This window comes from Terrisporobacter othiniensis, from assembly GCF_000808015.1.
In the GTDB taxonomy this organism is placed as follows: domain Bacteria; phylum Bacillota; class Clostridia; order Peptostreptococcales; family Peptostreptococcaceae; genus Terrisporobacter; species Terrisporobacter muris.
The window spans coordinates 13329-32505 of sequence record NZ_JWHR01000038.1; the positions used below are offsets into that span (position 1 = coordinate 13329).

Sequence of the window (19177 nt, forward strand, 5' to 3'; positions counted from 1 at the left end):
AAACATAAATGAATAAATTTCTGTTATCATATACCTATATATGGAAAAACTCATGTAATAGGAGGTATGAAAATGTATAAATTATATTATTCTAAGGACAAAGTATTGGGAGGATTATGGGGATTGTTAATAGGAGATGCAACGGGAGTATCTTATGAATTTAACCCACCTGACAAACTTCCACCTTTTGAGCAAATCGATATTATTCCACCGAATAAATTTGAGAAAACATATAAGGACATTCCTTTTGGAACTTATTCTGATGATGGAGCACAATTTTTATGTGTGCTAGAAAGTTTTTTAGAATGTAAAAGCTTAAATATTAAAAATTTGGCAGATAAATTACTGGATTGGTGGACGTGGGGACACTTAGCTGTAGATAATAATGTATTTGATGTAGGTGGTCAAACTATGCAATCATTAATCAAATATAGCTCAGGTACATCACCTTATGAAAGTGGGTTTACTATAAAAAAAGGCCAAGGAAACGGATCTTTAATGAGAGTGCTAGGCATTCCGCTATTACATGATGGTACTGATGAGGACTTAGTAGAAGATGCTCAAACGCAGTCATTAATCACACATGGTCATGTTAATAATCAAATATGTTGTGCATTATATTCTCTTATAATTAGGTATATCTTAAAAGGAAATGACTTTGACAAGGCTTATGAAATAAGTGTAAGCAAGTTAAAGGAAATATATGAACATGACAAAGAATATTTAGATAGATTAATAAATGATATCTTACCAGAAAATGCAGTACAAGAAAGTGGTACAGGATATGTAATAGACTGTTTAAAGAGTAGCTTTAAGGTTATTAGGGAGAGTAATTCTTACGAAGAATCGATAAAAAAAGCTATAGCTTTTGGTAATGATACAGATACAACAGCGGCCGTAACTGGAGGGATAGCAGGTGTCTTATATGGATTTGAAAATATTCCGAAACGATGGTTTGAAATTCTAAGAGGAAAAAATGAAGTATATGAATTAATAAATAAGATAGATTTTAAAGAAGAGAAAATAAGAGAAAGAGTTGAAATTATAAATGAAGATATTACTAAGTTAAAAGTTGATGCAATAGTTAATGCTGCGAACAATTCACTTCTTGGTGGTGGCGGAGTAGATGGGGCTATTCATAAGGCAGCAGGTCCAAAACTTTTGGAAGAGTGTAGAGCTTTAAATGGTTGTAAAACAGGCGAGGCTAAAATAACAAAAGCTTATAATCTTCCATGCAAAAATATTATTCATACTGTGGGGCCAATATGGCATGGAGGAAATAGAAATGAGGACAAGCTTTTATATTCTTGTTATATAAACTCCATAGAAGAGGCTATAAAAAATAATTGTAAAACCATAGCTTTTCCAGCCATAAGTACAGGAGTATACGGATATCCTTATGAAAAAGCATGTATTATAGCATGTAAGGCAGTCAGAAATATGCTAAACAAATACCCATTGCAACAACTTGAAAGGGTATATTATGTGTGTTTCAATAAGGAAATTTATGATAAATATTATGAGCTAATGTTTATATTTGATTGATTTTGAGTTAAATTATTATTTGAAGTTATGGTGAGTATATTCATAGTGAAGATATGAACGTAGCAAACTTTTTATTTATAAAAATATTAACTTAAGAAATGCAGTTAAAAATTAAGTGGTATAATAACAGAAAAAATATTTTGGGGGAGAATTAAATATGACAGTAAAATTAATTGCAGCAGATATGGATGGTACATTATTAGATAGTAATAAAAATTTATCGCCATATTTATTTGATTTAGTAAAAAAACTAAAAGAAAAAGATGTTAAATTTGCCATTGCAAGCGGGAGACAGTATTTTAATTTGCTTGAAAACTTTGCAGATATAAAAGAAGAACTTGTTTATATTAGTGATAATGGATCTATTGTATATGAAAATGGTCAGTCTATTTATGTGGATGAGATTAATAAGGCAGAAGTTAAAAAAGCTTTAAAAGATGTAAGACAAGGTGAAGGAATGTATCCTATTTTATGTGGGGTAGAATCGGCATATGTTGAAAATAATAATGAAGTTTTTTTAGAAAATGCAAGAATGTACTATGCAAAGTTAGAAATAGTAGAAGACTTGATGGATATACTAGATAAAGATAAAATCTGTAAATTAGCTGTTTTTGATGAGGTTGATGCAGAAAAAAATGCATTTGAGCTGTTACAAAAGTACAATGAAAACCTAATGGTCTGTTTGTCAGGGCATAATTGGGTAGACTTAATGAACCCAGGTGTAAATAAAGGAGAAGCTATAAAGATTCTTCAAGAAAATTACAATATTTCTTATGATGAAACTATGGCATTTGGCGATTATTTAAATGACTATGAAATGATGCAAAGCTGTAAATATAGCTATGCTATGGAAAATGCACATCCACAGCTAAAGGAAATATGTAATTATAAAGCTAAATCAAATGATGATGATGGAGTAGTACTTGCCATAAAAGAATATTTTGAATTATAAATTGAGGAGAATTTATAAATGAAAGAATATAATGAAATAGATGATTCATTAATAGAAGAAGTAATAGAAATAAGAAGATATTTACATCAATATCCAGAAATTAGTGAAAAGGAATATAATACTTGTAAGTTTATAAGAAAATATTTAGATGATATAGGTATTGAAAATAAAATAGTTGGAGATACGGGAGTAGTTGCAACCTTAATTAATAATTTAAACTATCCAACCATAGCATTGAGAGCTGAAATTGATGCTCTTCCAATAGATGAAAAAAACTCGTTTGAATACAAGTCTAAAAATAAAGGAGTAATGCATGCTTGCGGTCATGATGGAATAGTTGCAACCGTATTAGGGTTGGCCTGTATTTTAAAGGAAAACAAAGAAAAGTTAAATTGTAATATAAAATTTATTTTTGAACCAGCTGAAGAAACTGGTAAAGGTGCTAAAAAATTAATTGAAGAAAAAGTATTGGAAAATCCTAAAGTAGATAAGATGATAATTTTTCATTTTGCAAATTCTCAACCTATTGGTATGGAAATTCAAGAAAATGTATCTACAGCTACAATAGGAAGAGTATCGATTGATATTTTAGGTAAGTCTTCTCATTGGGGGGATGCAGATAAAGGTATAAATGCCATATCTGTTAGCGGAAAAATAATAAACATTATAGATGAAATGAATAATTGTTTGAGTGATAAATTTCCATTTATATTAGGCATAGGTATGATAAATGGAGGGGTTAAAAATAATATTATGGCAGAAAAAGTTAGATTAGAAGGAACTTTAAGGGCCATAGATGATATTACTTTTAAATACTTGATTAATTATCTAGAAGAAAAAATGGTACTTTTATCAAAGGATACGGGAGCAGAAATAAAAGTTAATTTGGAATCTCATTTACCAAGTATTATAAACAATGAGCATTTAGTTGAATTAGGATCAGCCATAGGAAAAGAAATCTTTAATGACAGATTTATCTTAGGCAAAAAAACTTATTTAGCAGGGGATAATGCAGCCTATTATTTTCAGTTAATACCAGGAGTCAGAATTGTATTTTTTGCTGAAAAAGAAAATGAAGAAAGCTATCCTTTACACAATAGTAAATTCGATTTTAATGAAGATATTTTTTATTATTCAATAAGAACAATTTATAATATGATACTGAATTTGTAAAAACTATAAGATTAAATCTTATAGTTTTTTTATATTAGGAAAATATATTGCTCTAAAATCGGTATAAAATTTATAGAATTATGTAAAATATTGACATAATTATTAAATTTAAGTATATTAGTTATTGCTAATATACTTAAATTTAATAGTGGAAATAATATAATAAACATATATAGATAGAAAGGAAACTTAATACATGGAAGAAAAGGCAAAAAGATTAGCTAGACAATTAAAAGTGTTAGCTAATGAAAATAGATTGCTAATATTATATTACTTGTTAGAAAAACCAATGACAGTAGGAGATTTAAATAAAAAACTAAGTAATATAACTCAATCAGGATTATCTCAGCATTTGTCCATATTAAAAGCACATGATTTATTAGATAGTAATAAGGATGGTTTAAATATAACCTATTTTGTGAAGGATAAGAAGGTTAAAAGTATATTACAAATGCTAAAAGAAAATTATATAAATTAATATAAATCAAAAATTAAAAGACAGATAGGTGGTAAATATGATTACATTAGAAAATGGATTGCTTCTATTACTACAGGCTTTTTCCGGTGGTGTAGCAGGGTATATTACAAATAAATATGCTGTTAATATGATTTTTAAAGAATATACACCATTGAAGATTGGTGGTGCAGTAAAGAAAAATAAAGAGAAGTTTATAGAAGAAATAAGTGATTTAGTAGAAAGAGATATAATAAACTCAGAAACTTTAAGAAATAAAGTGTTAGGAGAAGATTTTAAAATTGCCATGCAAGACGTTGGCAAAGAATTTTTCAAGGAATCTTTATATGAAGCTTTTGAAAATAAAAAAATAGAAGAAATACCAGGATGGAATGAAACCTTAATAAGTGGAGAAAGATTGTTAACAGATACTTTAAAAGAATCGCTTCCTAAATTAATAAGTAATATTGGAGAATATGTAAAATTAGAAAACTTATTAAGTGAAAAGCAAATATCCTTTATAGTTGACTATGCATATAAAGAAATTGTTGATACAGTGGGTTCTAATGATGAATTAAAACATTTATTAAGTGATTTATATGAAGAACAAGGAGAAGTATATTTAAGACAATTAATAAGTAAAGAAAGCGGAGAAAAAGTAACACGAATTATTAGCTGTGAAATAATGAACTCTATTGATGAGTTATTAGAAAGTAAAAAGGAAACAAAATCGCTGGTAGATAAAACGTTAGCATTAATAGATATAAAAACATTGTTAAAAGATCTTCAAAAATCTATAGGCTCTAAAAGTATAGATGATATTTTAAGTGAAGAAGAATTTGATAAATTAAGCTTAATTATATACACAAAATTAGATGAGTTAATAAAATCTGAAGATGGTAAAGAAAGGTTAGAAGATATAGTTGAAGAAATATTTATTTCTGCAAAAGATATAGATTTAACAGTATTCGAAATCTTGCCAATTCATTTTGGAAGAATGTCTAGTGAGTATATAATAAATTTAATAAAAAAAGCCATACCTTACTTATCATCATGGATAAGTGATAATAAAATTAAAATAGAAAATATGATAGATGATTCAATATTAGAAAGTATAGATAATATTGATGATGACTTAAGAAAATCAATGATTTCAAAGGTAAAGGACTCAATGCTTGTTGATTTTGCCTCTAAAAATCAAATAGTAGATAAAATTGTGAACTTCTTAGAAGAATATGAAATAAGTGAAGAAGATTCTTACAAGCTATATTCTAAAATAATTAAGTTTTTAGAAGAAACTAAGATTAAAGATTTAGTAAATTTATTAGAAAAAAATAATTTAATAAGTGAAGAAAAAATAATTAGTCTTATTTTAGATAAATGGAATATAGAAGGAAAAGAATTATCTAAACTTCTCCTAGAGAGACAAACTTCAAAAACTTTGAATAAATTAGTAGATCAAGATTTAAATAAATTATTTAATAAAAATATTAAACCTAAACTTTATGATTTAATAATGAATAACAAATCTAAGATTATATCTTATTTAGATAAAACTATATTTAATTTAGTCCATGATAAGATAGAATCACTATTGAATAGTAAAATTAAAGGTTTATTTAATCAGGAAAAAGTTGATGATCTTTCATCCATATTACCTAATAAAATAGTAAATATATTAAATCAAAATAATTCTAACTATAAGAAACGTATTGATAAAGAAATAAGTAATTATGTTAAAAATGTAAAAATACAAGATATATTGAAAGACAATGAAGAAAATATAGTAACTTTAATAACTGAGAAAATTGTAGATTTCACCAAAAAAGAAGTTGATAAATATAAATCTTATGAAGTTAAAGATATACTTGATAAAATAAATAGAAAAGAAGATTTACCTGAAGAAGTAAGTAATAAATTATATGAAAATATAAAAAATAATTTACCGACCATAGTAGATGGGAAAGTAAAAAAGCTTATATATGATAATCTTATAAAATTAGATGAAGAAGAAATATGTAATATAGCTCAAAGTTTTATGGGAAAACAATTAAAGCCATTATCAATGTTCGGCGCTTTTCTAGGAACTATTGTAGGATTAATATTTGGTTTTACTATGACGAATATTAATGGAGCTTATGGATTTTATAACAGTTTTACTAATACACTAATTGCATGCATACTTATGGGTATAGTAGGTATCATGACAAATGTTATTGCTATTTGGATGATTTTCTGTCCTTATGAAAAAAATAAATTTATTTCTAAGTTACCACTATTTAAAGTATTTTCAATAGGATATATACCTTCTCATAAAAATAGTTTTGCATCTGGAATGGCATATTTTATTGATAACGAATTGTTAAGTGGAAATAGAGTAGAAGAATCTTTTGAATCACAAAAAGATAATTTTAAAATAAATATTATATCTACTATAAAAGATAGTAATTATGCCGTAGTGCTAGATTTTGTTAGAAATAAAAAAAATAGTTTAGCTAAAAAAACATATGGTACCATACTAAAATTATTGAAAAAAAATAATAATAAAATATGCAATGGTGCTGGAAATAAACTTTTAGAAATAGAAGGTGGAAAATTCATATCAGTAGATTTTATAAACAACAAAGCAAATGACTTAATAGAGAATATAAATCAACAGAAAAATAAGATAATAGAGTACTTAGAAGATAAGCTAAAAACAAATAAGTCTTTACAAGAAGTATTGCCAGAAGAGTTAATTGAGACTATTAACAATAGAATAGAAAAAGATGTTAATAATTATATAAATAAAAATATTGAAAATTCATCTATTGAGGATATTATAAAAAATATGATATTTAGAAATGAAAAAACTTATAACTATTTAATGGATAAATCTATAAAAGATATAATAAGTGAAAAATCATTTTTAAATATACAAAATAGCATTAAAACAGATAAGTTTATGAATATAGTTCTTTTAAGCTTAAAAGAACAATTAAATAATTATTTACAAGATTACTTAGGTAAAGAATTTTCAGAAGAAAAGAGATTTGATGAGTTATTTGAGGGCAGAGTAAAAGAAAGTCTGGATAATGATATAGATAAGATTACAGAGATAGCTAGTGAAAAATTAATAGGTTATATGAAAGATAATAATGATTTAATAGCTTCTATGGTAATAAAAATTGTAAGAAAAAATCTTAACTTCTTTGTAAAAATGGCATATGATTTTGCAGATGGAGATGGGCTTGTAAAGGATGTTGTTAGAACTGTAATTAATGATAAAATAGAGAATTTAATAGTTGAAGATAAAGATAAATTATCTGCAATTTTATATAACTATTTAGAAAGAGAGATATACCCAAGTAAGGTTGAAGACTTAGGGGTAAAATATACAGAAATTAATATAAGTTTATTATTAGATAGGTTAATTTTTGAATTGAAACAAAACGAAGATTTTAAAGTAAATATGAACAATACATCAGATTTAATTATTAATAGTATTTGTGAAATAAAAGTTGAAAATATAACTGAAATAGTTGGAGTAACTAATATACAACAAGTTTATGGTAAGTATAAAGAAATAATTAATACAGTTTCAAATGATATTGTTAATAACTTAAATAATAATAAAGAGGCAACTAATGAACTTATAAGTGGATTAATAGAAGAAAAAGTAATGAAGTATTTTTATTCTATTAATTTAGTAGAGATATCATGGGAGCTAAATAAAGATGATGTAACATATATGGTAGATAACCTGTTAGAAATAATTACTAGTAGTGAAGTTTTAAATTATCATGTATTACAAATATGTAGAAGTGCTTATATTTCATCAATAAGAGATACAAAATTAGATTCTATGTTGAATAAAGATATTTTGAATACAGATATGTATAATATTTTAAATTTAGTTTTTGAAAATAAAGACTTTAATGATAAGAATAGAGTTGTTGTAGAGTATATTATAGATACATTCTTAGATGATAAGTTAAGTTTTATTTCAGAAGAGTTTAAACTTTATATGTCGGATAATATTATAATTTCTGGACTTAATACAATAGAAAAAAATATAATACCTATATTAAGAAGTTTAGACCTTCAAAGCATAACATTAGAAGAAGTAGATAAAATGCATCCTAAAGAAATCCATGAGTTATTTAAATCTTTTGCAGGAGATTTCTTTATAAAACTTTATATCTATGGAGCTTTTGGTTTAATATTTGGAGTAAATATGTATTTATCAATAGTATTATTTATAATAGACTTAATATATACAAAAAAAATTGATTCAAAAGTTGAGGAATCTCAATATAAATTATTTAGAGAATAGAAAAAAAACTTATAGGTTAATGCCTATAAGTTTTTTTGTAAAATAAATGGATAAAATTTATAAAATTCCTAAATATAATAAGGAATTATATTTAGGAGGGACTTTAATGAAGGACTTAAAAAATTTTATAAAACCGGTTTTATTCTTAACCCTAGGGTTATTATTATTATCCTTAGTAAGGAATGTTGATTTTATATCTATGATGACAAAGATACAAAATAATATCCAAGAAGGATTACAAGTTGTAAAAGTTACAGATGAGAAGTCAGAAATTAATGATGAAAACTTAACAATTAAGTTTAAAGTACCTAGTATACACTACGATAATAAAGATGTTGAGAAAAGTATTAATTCTTATATCAAAAAGAATATAAAAGAATATATTAATATTCAAAGACAAATAAATAAAATGAATACATATAGTGAAAAAAGAGCTATAAATATTAGTTATAACGTAGTATTTGAAGATGAAAATATAATAAATATAATTATAGAAAAAAATACAACGTGGGGAGAAAAAGACTATAGATTAGAAAAGGATAGCTATGTTTTTAATCTAAAGAGTGGGGAAAGAGTTTATTTAGATGAATTTTTAAAAGGAAATGAAGATTATAGTAGAGTTATAACTGAAACTATTCAAAAAGGAATAACTGAAAAACATCCACTATATAGCAATTTGAATATTGATAAAAATACAAATTATTATATAGAAGATAGATATATCAATATTTATTTTAATCCATATAAACAAAGTCAAGATGATACCCAATATGAATTTAAAATACCCTATGATGTATTTAAGAACAAAATAGAGGCATTTAATAATTTTTTTTTTAGCTTCTGTTAATAAGGAGGTACTAAAAAAGCAAAATAAATATTTAAAAAGTACTCTTGAAATACCTATTATAAATAGTGGAAACTCACAAATAGATGATAAAGTTAATCAAAAAATAAAAGAAGATATTTTGAAATTTTATGAGGACTCCTTGAAAGAAGCACAAAGTTTTTTAGAGGATTTTGAATTAGATGAAAGCAATTTTGTTGCCGATGCATCCTTTGAAGTGAAAAAAAATACGCCTAATGCAATTAGTATTCTTGTTAAATATTATAAATATAGTGGTGGCGCACATGGTTATTATGAATATGTACCATATAATATTGATTTAAGAAGTGGAAATAACTTATCGCTTAAGGAACTTTTTAAAACGGAAGTAGACTATAAGATAATTATAGATAAAGAAATAGAAAAACAAATTAAAGAATTAGGCAAGAAGGATAAGGACTTAGATAAGATTTATGATTTTTATGGAATAAAAGAAAATCAAAAATTCTATCTAGAAGATGACAATATAGTAATATATTTTGATTTATATGATATAGCACCTTATGCTGCGGGAATTCCGGAATTTCCGATAATTATAGAAAATATAAAAAAACAAATTAAAGAAGATTATCTAGATATGGTTATATAAAAAATACTATCAGAAGAATTCTGATAGTATTTTTTATATATTAAATTACAGGATTTAAAGAAGCTATTTTTGTAGTTGCTACGTAAATTCTAGAAATTGCATACCATGTTTTAAAATCAACTACACCTGTTTGAGGTAAGTTAAAAACTTCTTGGAACTTCTTCACAGCTTTTTCTGTTGAAGTTCCAAAAATTCCATCCTCAGCAACTTTTTCAATTGCTGGATAAGAGTTAGAGATAGCATTTAATTGATTTTGTATGGTTTTAACGTAAGAATTGTTAGATCCTAGTTGTAGTGTAAAACCAGGAAAAGAAACGGGTACACCGCTGACAACATTAGCCTGTGCAAAAGTTATATTATCACCATAAAAGTATTTTAAAATTTCTTCATAATTCATGCCTTGATCACCTAAGTCTTTGCTTCCCCACTGTGTCATTTGATCAGGACATTGAGATTTTTTACCGTCACAATATTGTGCAAGTAGTGGTTGTCTTGCTGTAGGAGGTCTTCTAATGAATGTATTAAATATGTCATCTACAATTACACTTATATTATCAAAAACATTTCTGTTATGAATATATTTGTGGTCATATGCTGTAGATGAAGTTATTGTAAATTGATAACCTTTGTTTCTATACCACTCTGTAAAAACTCTGTTTAGTGTGAAAGATATTATAGCTATAACATTTGCATAAATAGTTTGCTCAGGCCATGTGGAATAAATTTCTGATGATGCTACATTTTTTATATAATCTCTAAAAGGAATCCAATAATTTTCTGCACTGGTATCTTCAGGTAAGCCATCATGAACTACTATAAACTCTGGAACTACTGGTTCGTCTAAGACAACAAACCCTGTTGGAGGAGGTAATGGTTTCAAACTACTTTCAGGTATTTTAGGAGGATAATTTCCCCAAAGTGTATGAGCAGAAATATCATATATAGTATTTTGTTGTCTCTTTTTATTATTTCTTCTAGTTTGCTGAGTTGGTCTACCAACAGGAACATTTTGTAATGCTTCTACAATAGGTAAAATTTGAGTACCTTTTATTAATACAGGTTCAAATCCTTGGGATATAACCTCTACAATGTATTCGCTGTAAGGTTTAACTGTAGATGCTGGATCTAAAGAGTACTGAACATCAGGTGCAGGCAAGGTTAAACCTCTTACTTGACCGGATTCATCAGTTTTTAAGTTTTCAAACACAATACCAGTACTATTTTGTTGATCATCCATACCATATATATTTATGGTAGCATCTTCTATTGGTCTATTTGTTGAAAAATTTATAACACTAACCGTTAAAAAACCGTCTTGCATATAATCACCCCTTTTAATTTAACTAGGCTGTAAATACTCTAGTTTATTCTATGAAAAATATTTTATTTTGTTAAGCAATAAAGTGTTAAAATACAAATATTAAAATTATTTACTAATGGAGATAATAAGTAGTAGATATAAATATCTAAATATTAATATATATGCAAAGAAAGGTTATATTAAAATATGAAAATTTACATATTAATTCTAGCCATACTGCCAGTAAGTATTTTTGTAGGTTGGATTTATTTTAAAGACAAATATGAAAAAGAACCACCGATTAAATTAATAGAATATTTTTTGCTTGGAATTTTAGTAAGCATTTTGGCAATAGTTTTGGAATTGTACTTTAGTAAACTAAATATATTTTCAGGTACAATAGGAGCTCTATACACAGCTTTTTTTGTGGCAGCATTTACAGAAGAAGGACTAAAGTCTATAATATTAATACCTATTTTATTAAAGGATAAAGATTTTAATGAAAAATTAGATGGAATAATCTACTCTATATTTTTATCATTAGGATTTGCCACAATAGAAAATATTATATATTTAATGAGAGAAAGGTTAGATTTATCTTTTGAGTTAGGAATAACTAGAGGGCTGATTTCTATACCATCTCATATAATGTTTGCAATTACTATGGGGTATTATATTTCGAAGTATAAATTTGCTAAGGACGATGATAAAAAAAACAAATATCTAATTTATGCAATAATTATGCCAATATTACTTCATGGAGTTTTTGATTTTATCTTGATGATAGGATATAGATGGGCTATTATAGTTTTTATAGTGTATATAATATTCTTATGGAAAATTAATTTAGACAAATTAGATAAATACACACTATATTCAAAGATAAGGTTTTACAAGAGAAAAAATAAAAGTAGAAAGGGAGATAAAATTGACTGATATCTCTTGAGCGTAGGAAGGATTCTATTATAATGAAAGTATAAATAGATCAAGTAAAAACCATCTTCATATTATTACTTAATAGAATGTCAATCTATACAAAGGGTAATAATAAGAGACGGACTTGAAATGTTAAAAAAGATAGTGTTTTAGTATACTCAACATGTACTTTTGCTAAATAAGAAAATGAAACTAATAGAATTAAAAAATCACTATCCAAAAGGTATTAGAATTAACTATACTTAAATTGTTGTGAGTGTAACATATTATAAACAATTACATATTATTGAGGAGATGATATTTTGAGTGAAAAAGTAAAAAAAGAGATTTTTGAGTGGGTTAAGGTATTTGCATTAGCGATAGTTTTTGCTTTTATAATAACACAATTCATAAAACCAACATTAGTAAGAGGAGATTCTATGTATTCTACCTTAGAAGAAGGAGATTACTTAATTATAAATAGGATGTCTTATAAATTTAAAGAGCCTGAACGTGGTGATATTATTGTATTTGAATCTGATTTACAACAAGATGATGGAAGTAGCAAAGACTTAGTAAAAAGAGTAATAGGAGTAAGTGGAGATACAGTTAAGATAGAAAATTCTAAAGTATATGTTAATGGAGAAGAATTAGTTGAACCTTATATACATAATGAAGTCACAGAAGGTGATATAGATACTGTTGTTCCAGAAAATTCCGTATTTGTATTAGGAGATAATAGAGAAATAAGTTTAGATAGTAGATATTCTAGTGTAGGATTTATTAATAACTCAGATATATTAGGAAAAGTTTTTGTTAGGTTATATCCTTTTAATAAGATAGGTTTATTAGGATAATAATAATCGTAAAGGGGTAGTTCAAAATGAGACGATTAAATTTAACTATAGAAAATGAAAAAAAAATATTTTTGATAGAGGATAATTCACCAGGTATAAGATTGCAAGATATTGCTTATGAAATAGAGGATAATTATGACGGATATATTGCCTTAGCATCTATAAATAATAAATTACAGGAATTAACAAATTTTGTATCTGATGATTGTACTATTAAATTTTTAGATACTAATAATAGTGATGGACATAGAGTATATTCAAGATCTTTAACGCTTATTTTCATAATGGCATGTGAAGAACTTTATGAAAATTGTAAAGTTAGTATAGAACACTCTCTATCTAATGGTTTATATTGTGAGGTTCATACAGATAAAATACTGAATGAAGAAGATAAAAATGATATTAAATTAAAAATGCAAGAAATTATTGATTCAGACTATGAAATTGAAAAAACAATTGTAACTAAAAATGAAGCTATCGATTTTTTCAATAAGCATAACATGAGGAATAAAGCTGAATTATTAAAATATAAAGAACATGATGATATAAAGATTTATAAATGTAATAATCATGTTGATCATTTTTATGGGCATATGCTGCCATCTACAGGATACTTAAAAACATTTGATATATTAAAGTATGAAGGTGGGTTTATATTACTTGGACCTAGAGAAGATGATAAATCTAAAGTTAGAGAGTTTGTTTCTCAGCCTAAGTTATCTAACATTTATTTGGAAATGGAAAAGTGGTCTACATTGATGGGGGTAGATACAGTATTATCTTTAAATAAAGTAATAGAAAATGGATCATATGGAGAGTTGATACGAATAGTAGAAGCTTTACAAGAAAAAAAACTAGGACAAATAGCAGATATAATTAAGCAAGAAAATAAAAGAATAATATTAATCGCAGCACCTTCATCATCTGGGAAAACTAGTTTTGCCCATAGATTATCCGTACACCTAAAAGTAAATAATTTACAACCTATATCAATTTCCTTAGATGACTATTTTGTAGACAGGGAAAAAACGCCTTTAGATGAGTTTGGTAATTATGATTTTGAATCAATTTATGCAATAGATTTAAATAGATTTAATAAGGACTTAAGTGATTTATTAGAAGGAAAAGAAGTAATTATTCCAAAATTTAATTTTAAATCAGGAAAAAGTGAAGAAGGTAAAAAGCTTAAAATAGAAAAAAACCAACCAATAATATTAGAAGGTATTCATGGATTAAATCCAATTTTAACATCTTCAATACCAGATAAGGAGAAGTTTAAAATTTATCTTAGTGTTTTAACTCAATTAAATTTAGATGAGCATAATAGGATACCTACTACAGATTTACGGTTAATAAGACGTATTGTAAGAGATAATCAGTTTAGAGGACATGATGCTACAAGAACTATACTAACTTGGGATTCTGTAAGAAGAGGAGAAAAGCAAAATATATTTCCTTATCAAGAGGAAGCTGATGTGATTTTTAACTCATCATGTGTGTATGAATTAGCTATCTTAAAGTCTTATGTGAAGCCTTTATTAGAAAGTATAGACTCAACTAGTAAAGCTTATAGTGAAGCGAACCGATTATTAAAATTTCTTCAATATTTTGTAGAACTTAAAGATATATCAGATTTACCACCTACATCAATAATTAGAGAGTTTATAGGTGGAAGTAAAATAGTAGATTAAACGAACTTTATTGTTCGTTTTTTATTTTTATAATATTAAATATAATTTTTAAAATATTATAATATGTTTTCGGATTTTCGGTTAATTAACTTATTATATAATATGCAAAATGTACATTGATCTAACAAAAAATAAGGTATATTATGACAAAAAACATGTTAATTTAAATATTCATAGCAAATCGAAGGAAAAATTATAAAAATAAGAAAAAAATAAGTTTAATTATGTAGAAGCTTTTGACAATTATATATACTTAATATATAATGAGATTATATTAAATAAAAATGTTTTAGGGGTGGAATATATGAAAGATGTATTAGTATTGAGAGATTTAGATTGTATAAAAGCGATTGCTCATCCTCGTAGGGTAGATATTTTGAAAACGTTTGATAAGGAGCCTTTATCAGCGAAACAGTTATCAGAAATATTAGATGAGCCACATGCAAAAATTAACTATCATATCAAAACGCTTTATAATGTGGGGATTTTAGAATTAGTTGAAGAAAAGATTAAATCAGGGATTGTAGAGAAATATTACTACCCAACTGCAAATAATATAGTTATTAGTAGAAAAATAATAGATTATACTTTAGAGCAAGAAATAGATGCAGACTTTGTATCTATATCAGATTTTGAAGATACTATAGAATCTTTCTATGATGCAGCTGAAGCAGGGGATTTAAATGGGGATAGTATCTTAGAATATGATAATGTATTATTAACAGATGGAGAAATATCTGAATTGAGAAGTGCTCTTAAAGTGAAGGTTGATGAAATTATTGCTAAAAGAGAACATAGTGACAGAGAAAATGAAAAGAAGCATGATATAGTAATGTTCGCAATTCCTTCACAAACTAAATAATTAGAATATAAGAAGTATCAACATATGTTGATACTTTTTTAATTTTAAAGGAAATTATACTAATAAATATATATATGATAATGATAGTTTATATGAAAATAATATAGTATATATATTAGATATTATAATAAGGAGGATATTAAGTTGATAAATCTTGGAAGTACAGAGATAAAAATAAAAAGAGTTGGATTTGGGGGAATACCTATACAGAGAATTACTCAAGATGATACAAATAAAGTTATTGATGAATTGATAAATCAAGGGATTAATTTTATTGATACAGCAAGAGGATATACTGTTAGTGAAGAATATATAGGGAATTCTATAGAAGGAAGAAGAGAGAAATTTTATATTGCAACTAAGAGTATGTCAAGAAGTTATGAAGATATGAAAAGAGATATAGATATAAGTTTAAAAAATCTTAAGACTAATTATATAGACTTATATCAAATACATAATCTTAAAATAGAGGAATATAGTAAAATATTTGATGATAATAAAGCATATAGAGCTTTATTAGAAGCCAAAGAAGAAGGAAAAATAAGATATATTGGAATAACTAGTCACAGTTTAGGAACTATAGAAAAAGCTGTAGAAGATAATAAATTTGCTACGATACAATTTCCATATAATATTGTTGAAGATCAAGCTGATGAAGTTTTTAGAAAAGCACATGAAAAAGGAATAGGAACAATTACTATGAAGCCTTTAGCTGGAGGAGCTATAGATGATGGGCCTTTGGCAATAAAATACATATTATCAAAAGATTATATTGATGTAGCTATTCCTGGAATGAATACAGTTGAGCAAGTGAAAGAAAATGTTTCGGTTATAAATAAGATAGAATTAACTGAAGAAGATAATTTAAAAATTGAAAAAATTAGAAAAGAACTAAGTGGGAACTTTTGTAGAAGATGCGAATATTGCCTTCCATGTCCTAAGAATGTAAATATACCGCAGAACTTTTTATTAGAAGGATATTATACAAGATATAACTTGAAAGAATGGGCATTGGAAAGATATGAATCATTAGGTGATAGTAAAGCTAGTGAATGTGTAGAATGCGGGCTTTGTGAAGAAAAATGTCCTTACAATTTGCCAATTAGAAATATGCTTAAAAATGTATGTGACAAATTAGAAAATAAATAGATTAATATAAAAAGGCAGCAATTACATCTTAGATGTTTTGCTGCTTTTATTTAGAATATATTTAATTCTAGTCTTTTTGAGAGATCTTCAAGGACTTTTAATCCACCAATACTATTGCCTTTTTTGTCTAAGGCGGGTCCAAATACACCGATACCCATTCTTCTTGGTACAGATGCCATTATTCCGCCACCTACACCTGATTTAGCTGGGACACCAACTTTAAGAGCAAATTCGCCAGAGGCATCATACATACCACAAGTGACCATAAATGTTTTTACCATTCTAGATATAGTTTCACTAATTACACGCTCACCAGTTTCTATATCTATGCCATAGTTTGCAAATAGTAAGCCTATTCTAGCTAAGTCTACTACATCTACCTCAATAGAGCATTGTTTGAAATATAAATCTAGTGTTTCTTCAACATTTCCTTCTATAAAACCGTCATTTTTTAATAAATAACCCATAGCTCTATTTCTATCACCTGTTAATTTTTCAGATTTATAAACAGATTGATTTATTTGAAGAGTATCGTTTTTAGCAAGTTTTCTAAAAAATGCTAACATCCTTTCTTCTTTTTCTTGTAGATTTTTTCCTTTAATTAGAGAAGTAGTTACTATTGCACCAGCATTTATCATTGGATTACAAGGTTTTTTAGTATCATTAGTTTCTAATTTCATTATAGAGTTAAAAGGATCTCCACTGGGTTCCATACCCACCTTAGAAAAAACATAGTCCCATTCATTGTCCATTAATGCCATAGCTAAGATTATGGTTTTAGATATACTTTGAATAGTAAACTTTTTACTATAATCACCAGCACAGTAAATGTTATTATCTTTATCGATTACACATATGCCTAAGTCATCACTAATAGCTTTTTTTAATTCGGGAATATAACTAGCGACTTTTCCGTTAGCGGTATGTTTTTTATTTGATAAAATTATATCATTTAATAAATTTTCCATACTAAGAATCCTCCACATATTTATATTTGTTAATAATTATAAAATTACATTTGAAAGTATAAAATGGTTGTTAATTTTTATATGTCTGGTTATAAAATAATATTATTTTGAAATAATATCGTATGTAACATTATACTTTGAAACAGGATAAAGTTCAATTTCAACTCTTGGATTTTCTTTATCAATATAATCAAATAATAATACAGGTTTTAATTGTTTATCATTTTTTATAATACCGCTTTTTTCTATTCCATCACAAATACTTTTTGGATAGTTATGTAGGTCACCCATTCTTTTATTAGGGAAGTATAACTTCATAACTGTTATTAAGTCTTCTTCTATAACTTCACCTTGATATTGTGTATTTATATATCCGGCTATCATATTTTCATAAGCTACGTATTTAGAATATTTCCCTGTTGATGGCATCCAAGCTTGACCATGAACGTTATGCAGTTTAAAATTAGACTTACTAATAGGTCTTCCTGGTATTGTTAGTTTAATCAAATTATCACTTCCTTATCATTAGTTTATTATAAAACTAAAGAGGATTTAAAGAAAGGATATTTTATGAATAAAGAAGAAATTAAAGAACTTTTTAAAAATAAAGGATTAGATGCAATTGGAATTGCATCTGTTGGTCCATATTATGAATTAAAAGAAATATTAGAAGAAAAGGTTAATAAAGGTCTTGTAACAGGCATGGAAGAACCTGATATAGAAAAAAGAATAAATCCAAAATTAATAATGGAGGATGCAGCATCAATTATAGTATGTGCATTTCCTTATCATATAGAACAAGAGAATGAATCGAATATATCTAAATATTGTTATGGGCTAGATTATCATTTAGTAATAAAGGAAAAATTAAATAATTTATGTGAGGAAATAAAAGAAGTAGATGAAAGCTTTAATTATAAAATATTTGCTGATAATGGACCATTAGTAGATAGATATTTGGCTTATTTAGCTGGTATTGGATATTATGGAATTAATAATAATCTTATTACAGATAAATATGGTTCTTATGTGTTTATTGGATATATAGTAAATAATTATGACTTAGAACCAGATAATCCTACAAGTAAAACATGTATAAAGTGTAACAAATGTGTAAAATATTGTCCGGGAAATGCCTTAGAGGGAAATTACAAAATGGATCCTAAAAAATGTGTTTCATTTATAACTCAAAAGAAAGAAGAGCTTACATCAGAAGAAGTAGAAAAAATGAAAAAGAATAAATCTATATTTGGATGTGATATATGTCAGCAAGTTTGTCCTCATAATAAAGATATATGTGAGACTAATATTAAAGAATTTAACACTAATTTAATAACAACTTTAAGTGAAGAAGAGATTAATAACATTTCAAATAAAGAGTTTAAACGAAGATATAAGGATAGAGCCTTTAGTTGGAGAGGTAGAAATATTATAAAAAGAAATATAGATATATTAAAAGAAAAGTCTATGAAGAGGTAAATCATAGGCTTTTTATTTTTGAAAAAAATTATTAAGTCAAATTAA

General features: G+C 26.2%; 16 protein-coding genes. 13 read left to right on the forward strand and 3 right to left on the reverse strand.

Annotated features, from left to right (window positions below):
- The first annotated feature begins 72 nt into the window (after positions 1–72).
- The 7 genes from QX51_RS21545 to QX51_RS03165 all read left to right on the forward strand — a co-directional run bounded on the left by QX51_RS21545 (position 73) and on the right by QX51_RS03165 (position 9911).
- The gene (locus QX51_RS21545; protein WP_074079472.1) at positions 73–1545 is read left to right on the forward strand and encodes an O-acetyl-ADP-ribose deacetylase; all 1473 of its coding nucleotides are present in this window, start codon (positions 73–75) and stop codon (positions 1543–1545) included.
- 157 nt (positions 1546–1702) lie between these two features.
- Positions 1703–2497 (forward strand): Cof-type HAD-IIB family hydrolase, encoded by a 795-nt coding sequence (locus QX51_RS03140; protein WP_039678456.1) that lies wholly within the window; start codon positions 1703–1705, stop codon positions 2495–2497.
- Positions 2498–2515: 18 nt separating this feature from the next.
- Positions 2516–3670, forward strand: coding sequence for a M20 metallopeptidase family protein (locus QX51_RS03145; protein WP_039678457.1), 1155 nt, complete (start codon positions 2516–2518; stop codon positions 3668–3670).
- 196 nt (positions 3671–3866) lie between these two features.
- The gene (locus QX51_RS03150; protein WP_039678458.1) at positions 3867–4148 is read left to right on the forward strand and encodes an ArsR/SmtB family transcription factor; all 282 of its coding nucleotides are present in this window, start codon (positions 3867–3869) and stop codon (positions 4146–4148) included.
- Positions 4149–4185: 37 nt separating this feature from the next.
- Complete coding sequence (locus QX51_RS03155) at positions 4186–8439, forward strand: DUF445 family protein (protein WP_039678459.1); 4254 nt, start codon at positions 4186–4188, stop codon at positions 8437–8439.
- Positions 8440–8545: 106 nt separating this feature from the next.
- Positions 8546–9286 carry a hypothetical protein gene (locus QX51_RS03160; RefSeq protein WP_039678460.1) on the forward strand — a complete coding sequence of 247 codons (741 nt, stop codon included), beginning with the start codon at positions 8546–8548 and terminating at the stop codon, positions 9284–9286.
- Positions 9264–9911, forward strand: a complete 648-nt coding sequence (locus QX51_RS03165; protein WP_257560511.1) for a DUF3298 and DUF4163 domain-containing protein — start codon at positions 9264–9266, stop codon at positions 9909–9911. The genes QX51_RS03160 and QX51_RS03165 overlap by 23 nt, the downstream gene beginning before the upstream one ends.
- Positions 9912–9951: 40 nt before the next feature.
- Here QX51_RS03165 and sleC read toward each other — a convergent pair whose 3' ends face one another.
- Complete coding sequence (gene sleC / locus QX51_RS03170) at positions 9952–11232, reverse strand: spore cortex-lytic germination protein SleC (protein ID WP_039678461.1); 1281 nt, start codon at positions 11230–11232, stop codon at positions 9952–9954.
- Between the two features lie 186 nt (positions 11233–11418).
- On the opposite strand from sleC, the gene QX51_RS03175 reads away from it, so the two are divergent.
- The 5 genes from QX51_RS03175 (at position 11419) to QX51_RS03195 (ending at position 16685) form a co-directional block, all read left to right on the forward strand.
- Positions 11419–12147 carry a PrsW family intramembrane metalloprotease gene (locus tag QX51_RS03175; protein WP_039678462.1) on the forward strand — a complete coding sequence of 243 codons (729 nt, stop codon included), beginning with the start codon at positions 11419–11421 and terminating at the stop codon, positions 12145–12147.
- A gap of 302 nt (positions 12148–12449) precedes the next feature.
- Positions 12450–12983: a signal peptidase I gene (gene lepB / locus QX51_RS03180; RefSeq protein ID WP_039678463.1), complete on the forward strand. Its 534-nt coding sequence runs from the start codon at positions 12450–12452 to the stop codon at positions 12981–12983.
- A 26-nt stretch (positions 12984–13009) separates the two neighbouring features.
- Complete coding sequence (locus tag QX51_RS03185; RefSeq protein WP_039678464.1) at positions 13010–14674, forward strand: nucleoside kinase; 1665 nt, start codon at positions 13010–13012, stop codon at positions 14672–14674.
- 304 nt (positions 14675–14978) lie between these two features.
- Positions 14979–15536 (forward strand): ArsR/SmtB family transcription factor, encoded by a 558-nt coding sequence (locus QX51_RS03190; RefSeq protein ID WP_039678465.1) that lies wholly within the window; start codon positions 14979–14981, stop codon positions 15534–15536.
- Positions 15537–15680: 144 nt separating this feature from the next.
- Positions 15681–16685, forward strand: coding sequence for an aldo/keto reductase (locus tag QX51_RS03195; RefSeq protein WP_079764745.1), 1005 nt, complete (start codon positions 15681–15683; stop codon positions 16683–16685).
- A 50-nt stretch (positions 16686–16735) separates the two neighbouring features.
- Here the strand turns inward: QX51_RS03195 and glsA are convergent, their stop codons facing one another.
- Entirely contained in the window at positions 16736–17653 is a 918-nt protein-coding gene (gene glsA / locus QX51_RS03200; protein ID WP_039678467.1) for a glutaminase A, read from the reverse strand.
- 102 nt (positions 17654–17755) lie between these two features.
- Positions 17756–18160 (reverse strand): RusA family crossover junction endodeoxyribonuclease, encoded by a 405-nt coding sequence (locus tag QX51_RS03205; protein WP_039678468.1) that lies wholly within the window; start codon positions 18158–18160, stop codon positions 17756–17758.
- 63 nt (positions 18161–18223) lie between these two features.
- Between QX51_RS03205 and queG the strand changes: the two genes are divergently transcribed.
- Positions 18224–19132 carry a tRNA epoxyqueuosine(34) reductase QueG gene (gene queG / locus QX51_RS03210; protein ID WP_039678469.1) on the forward strand — a complete coding sequence of 303 codons (909 nt, stop codon included), beginning with the start codon at positions 18224–18226 and terminating at the stop codon, positions 19130–19132.
- The last annotated feature ends 45 nt before the right edge of the window (positions 19133–19177 follow it).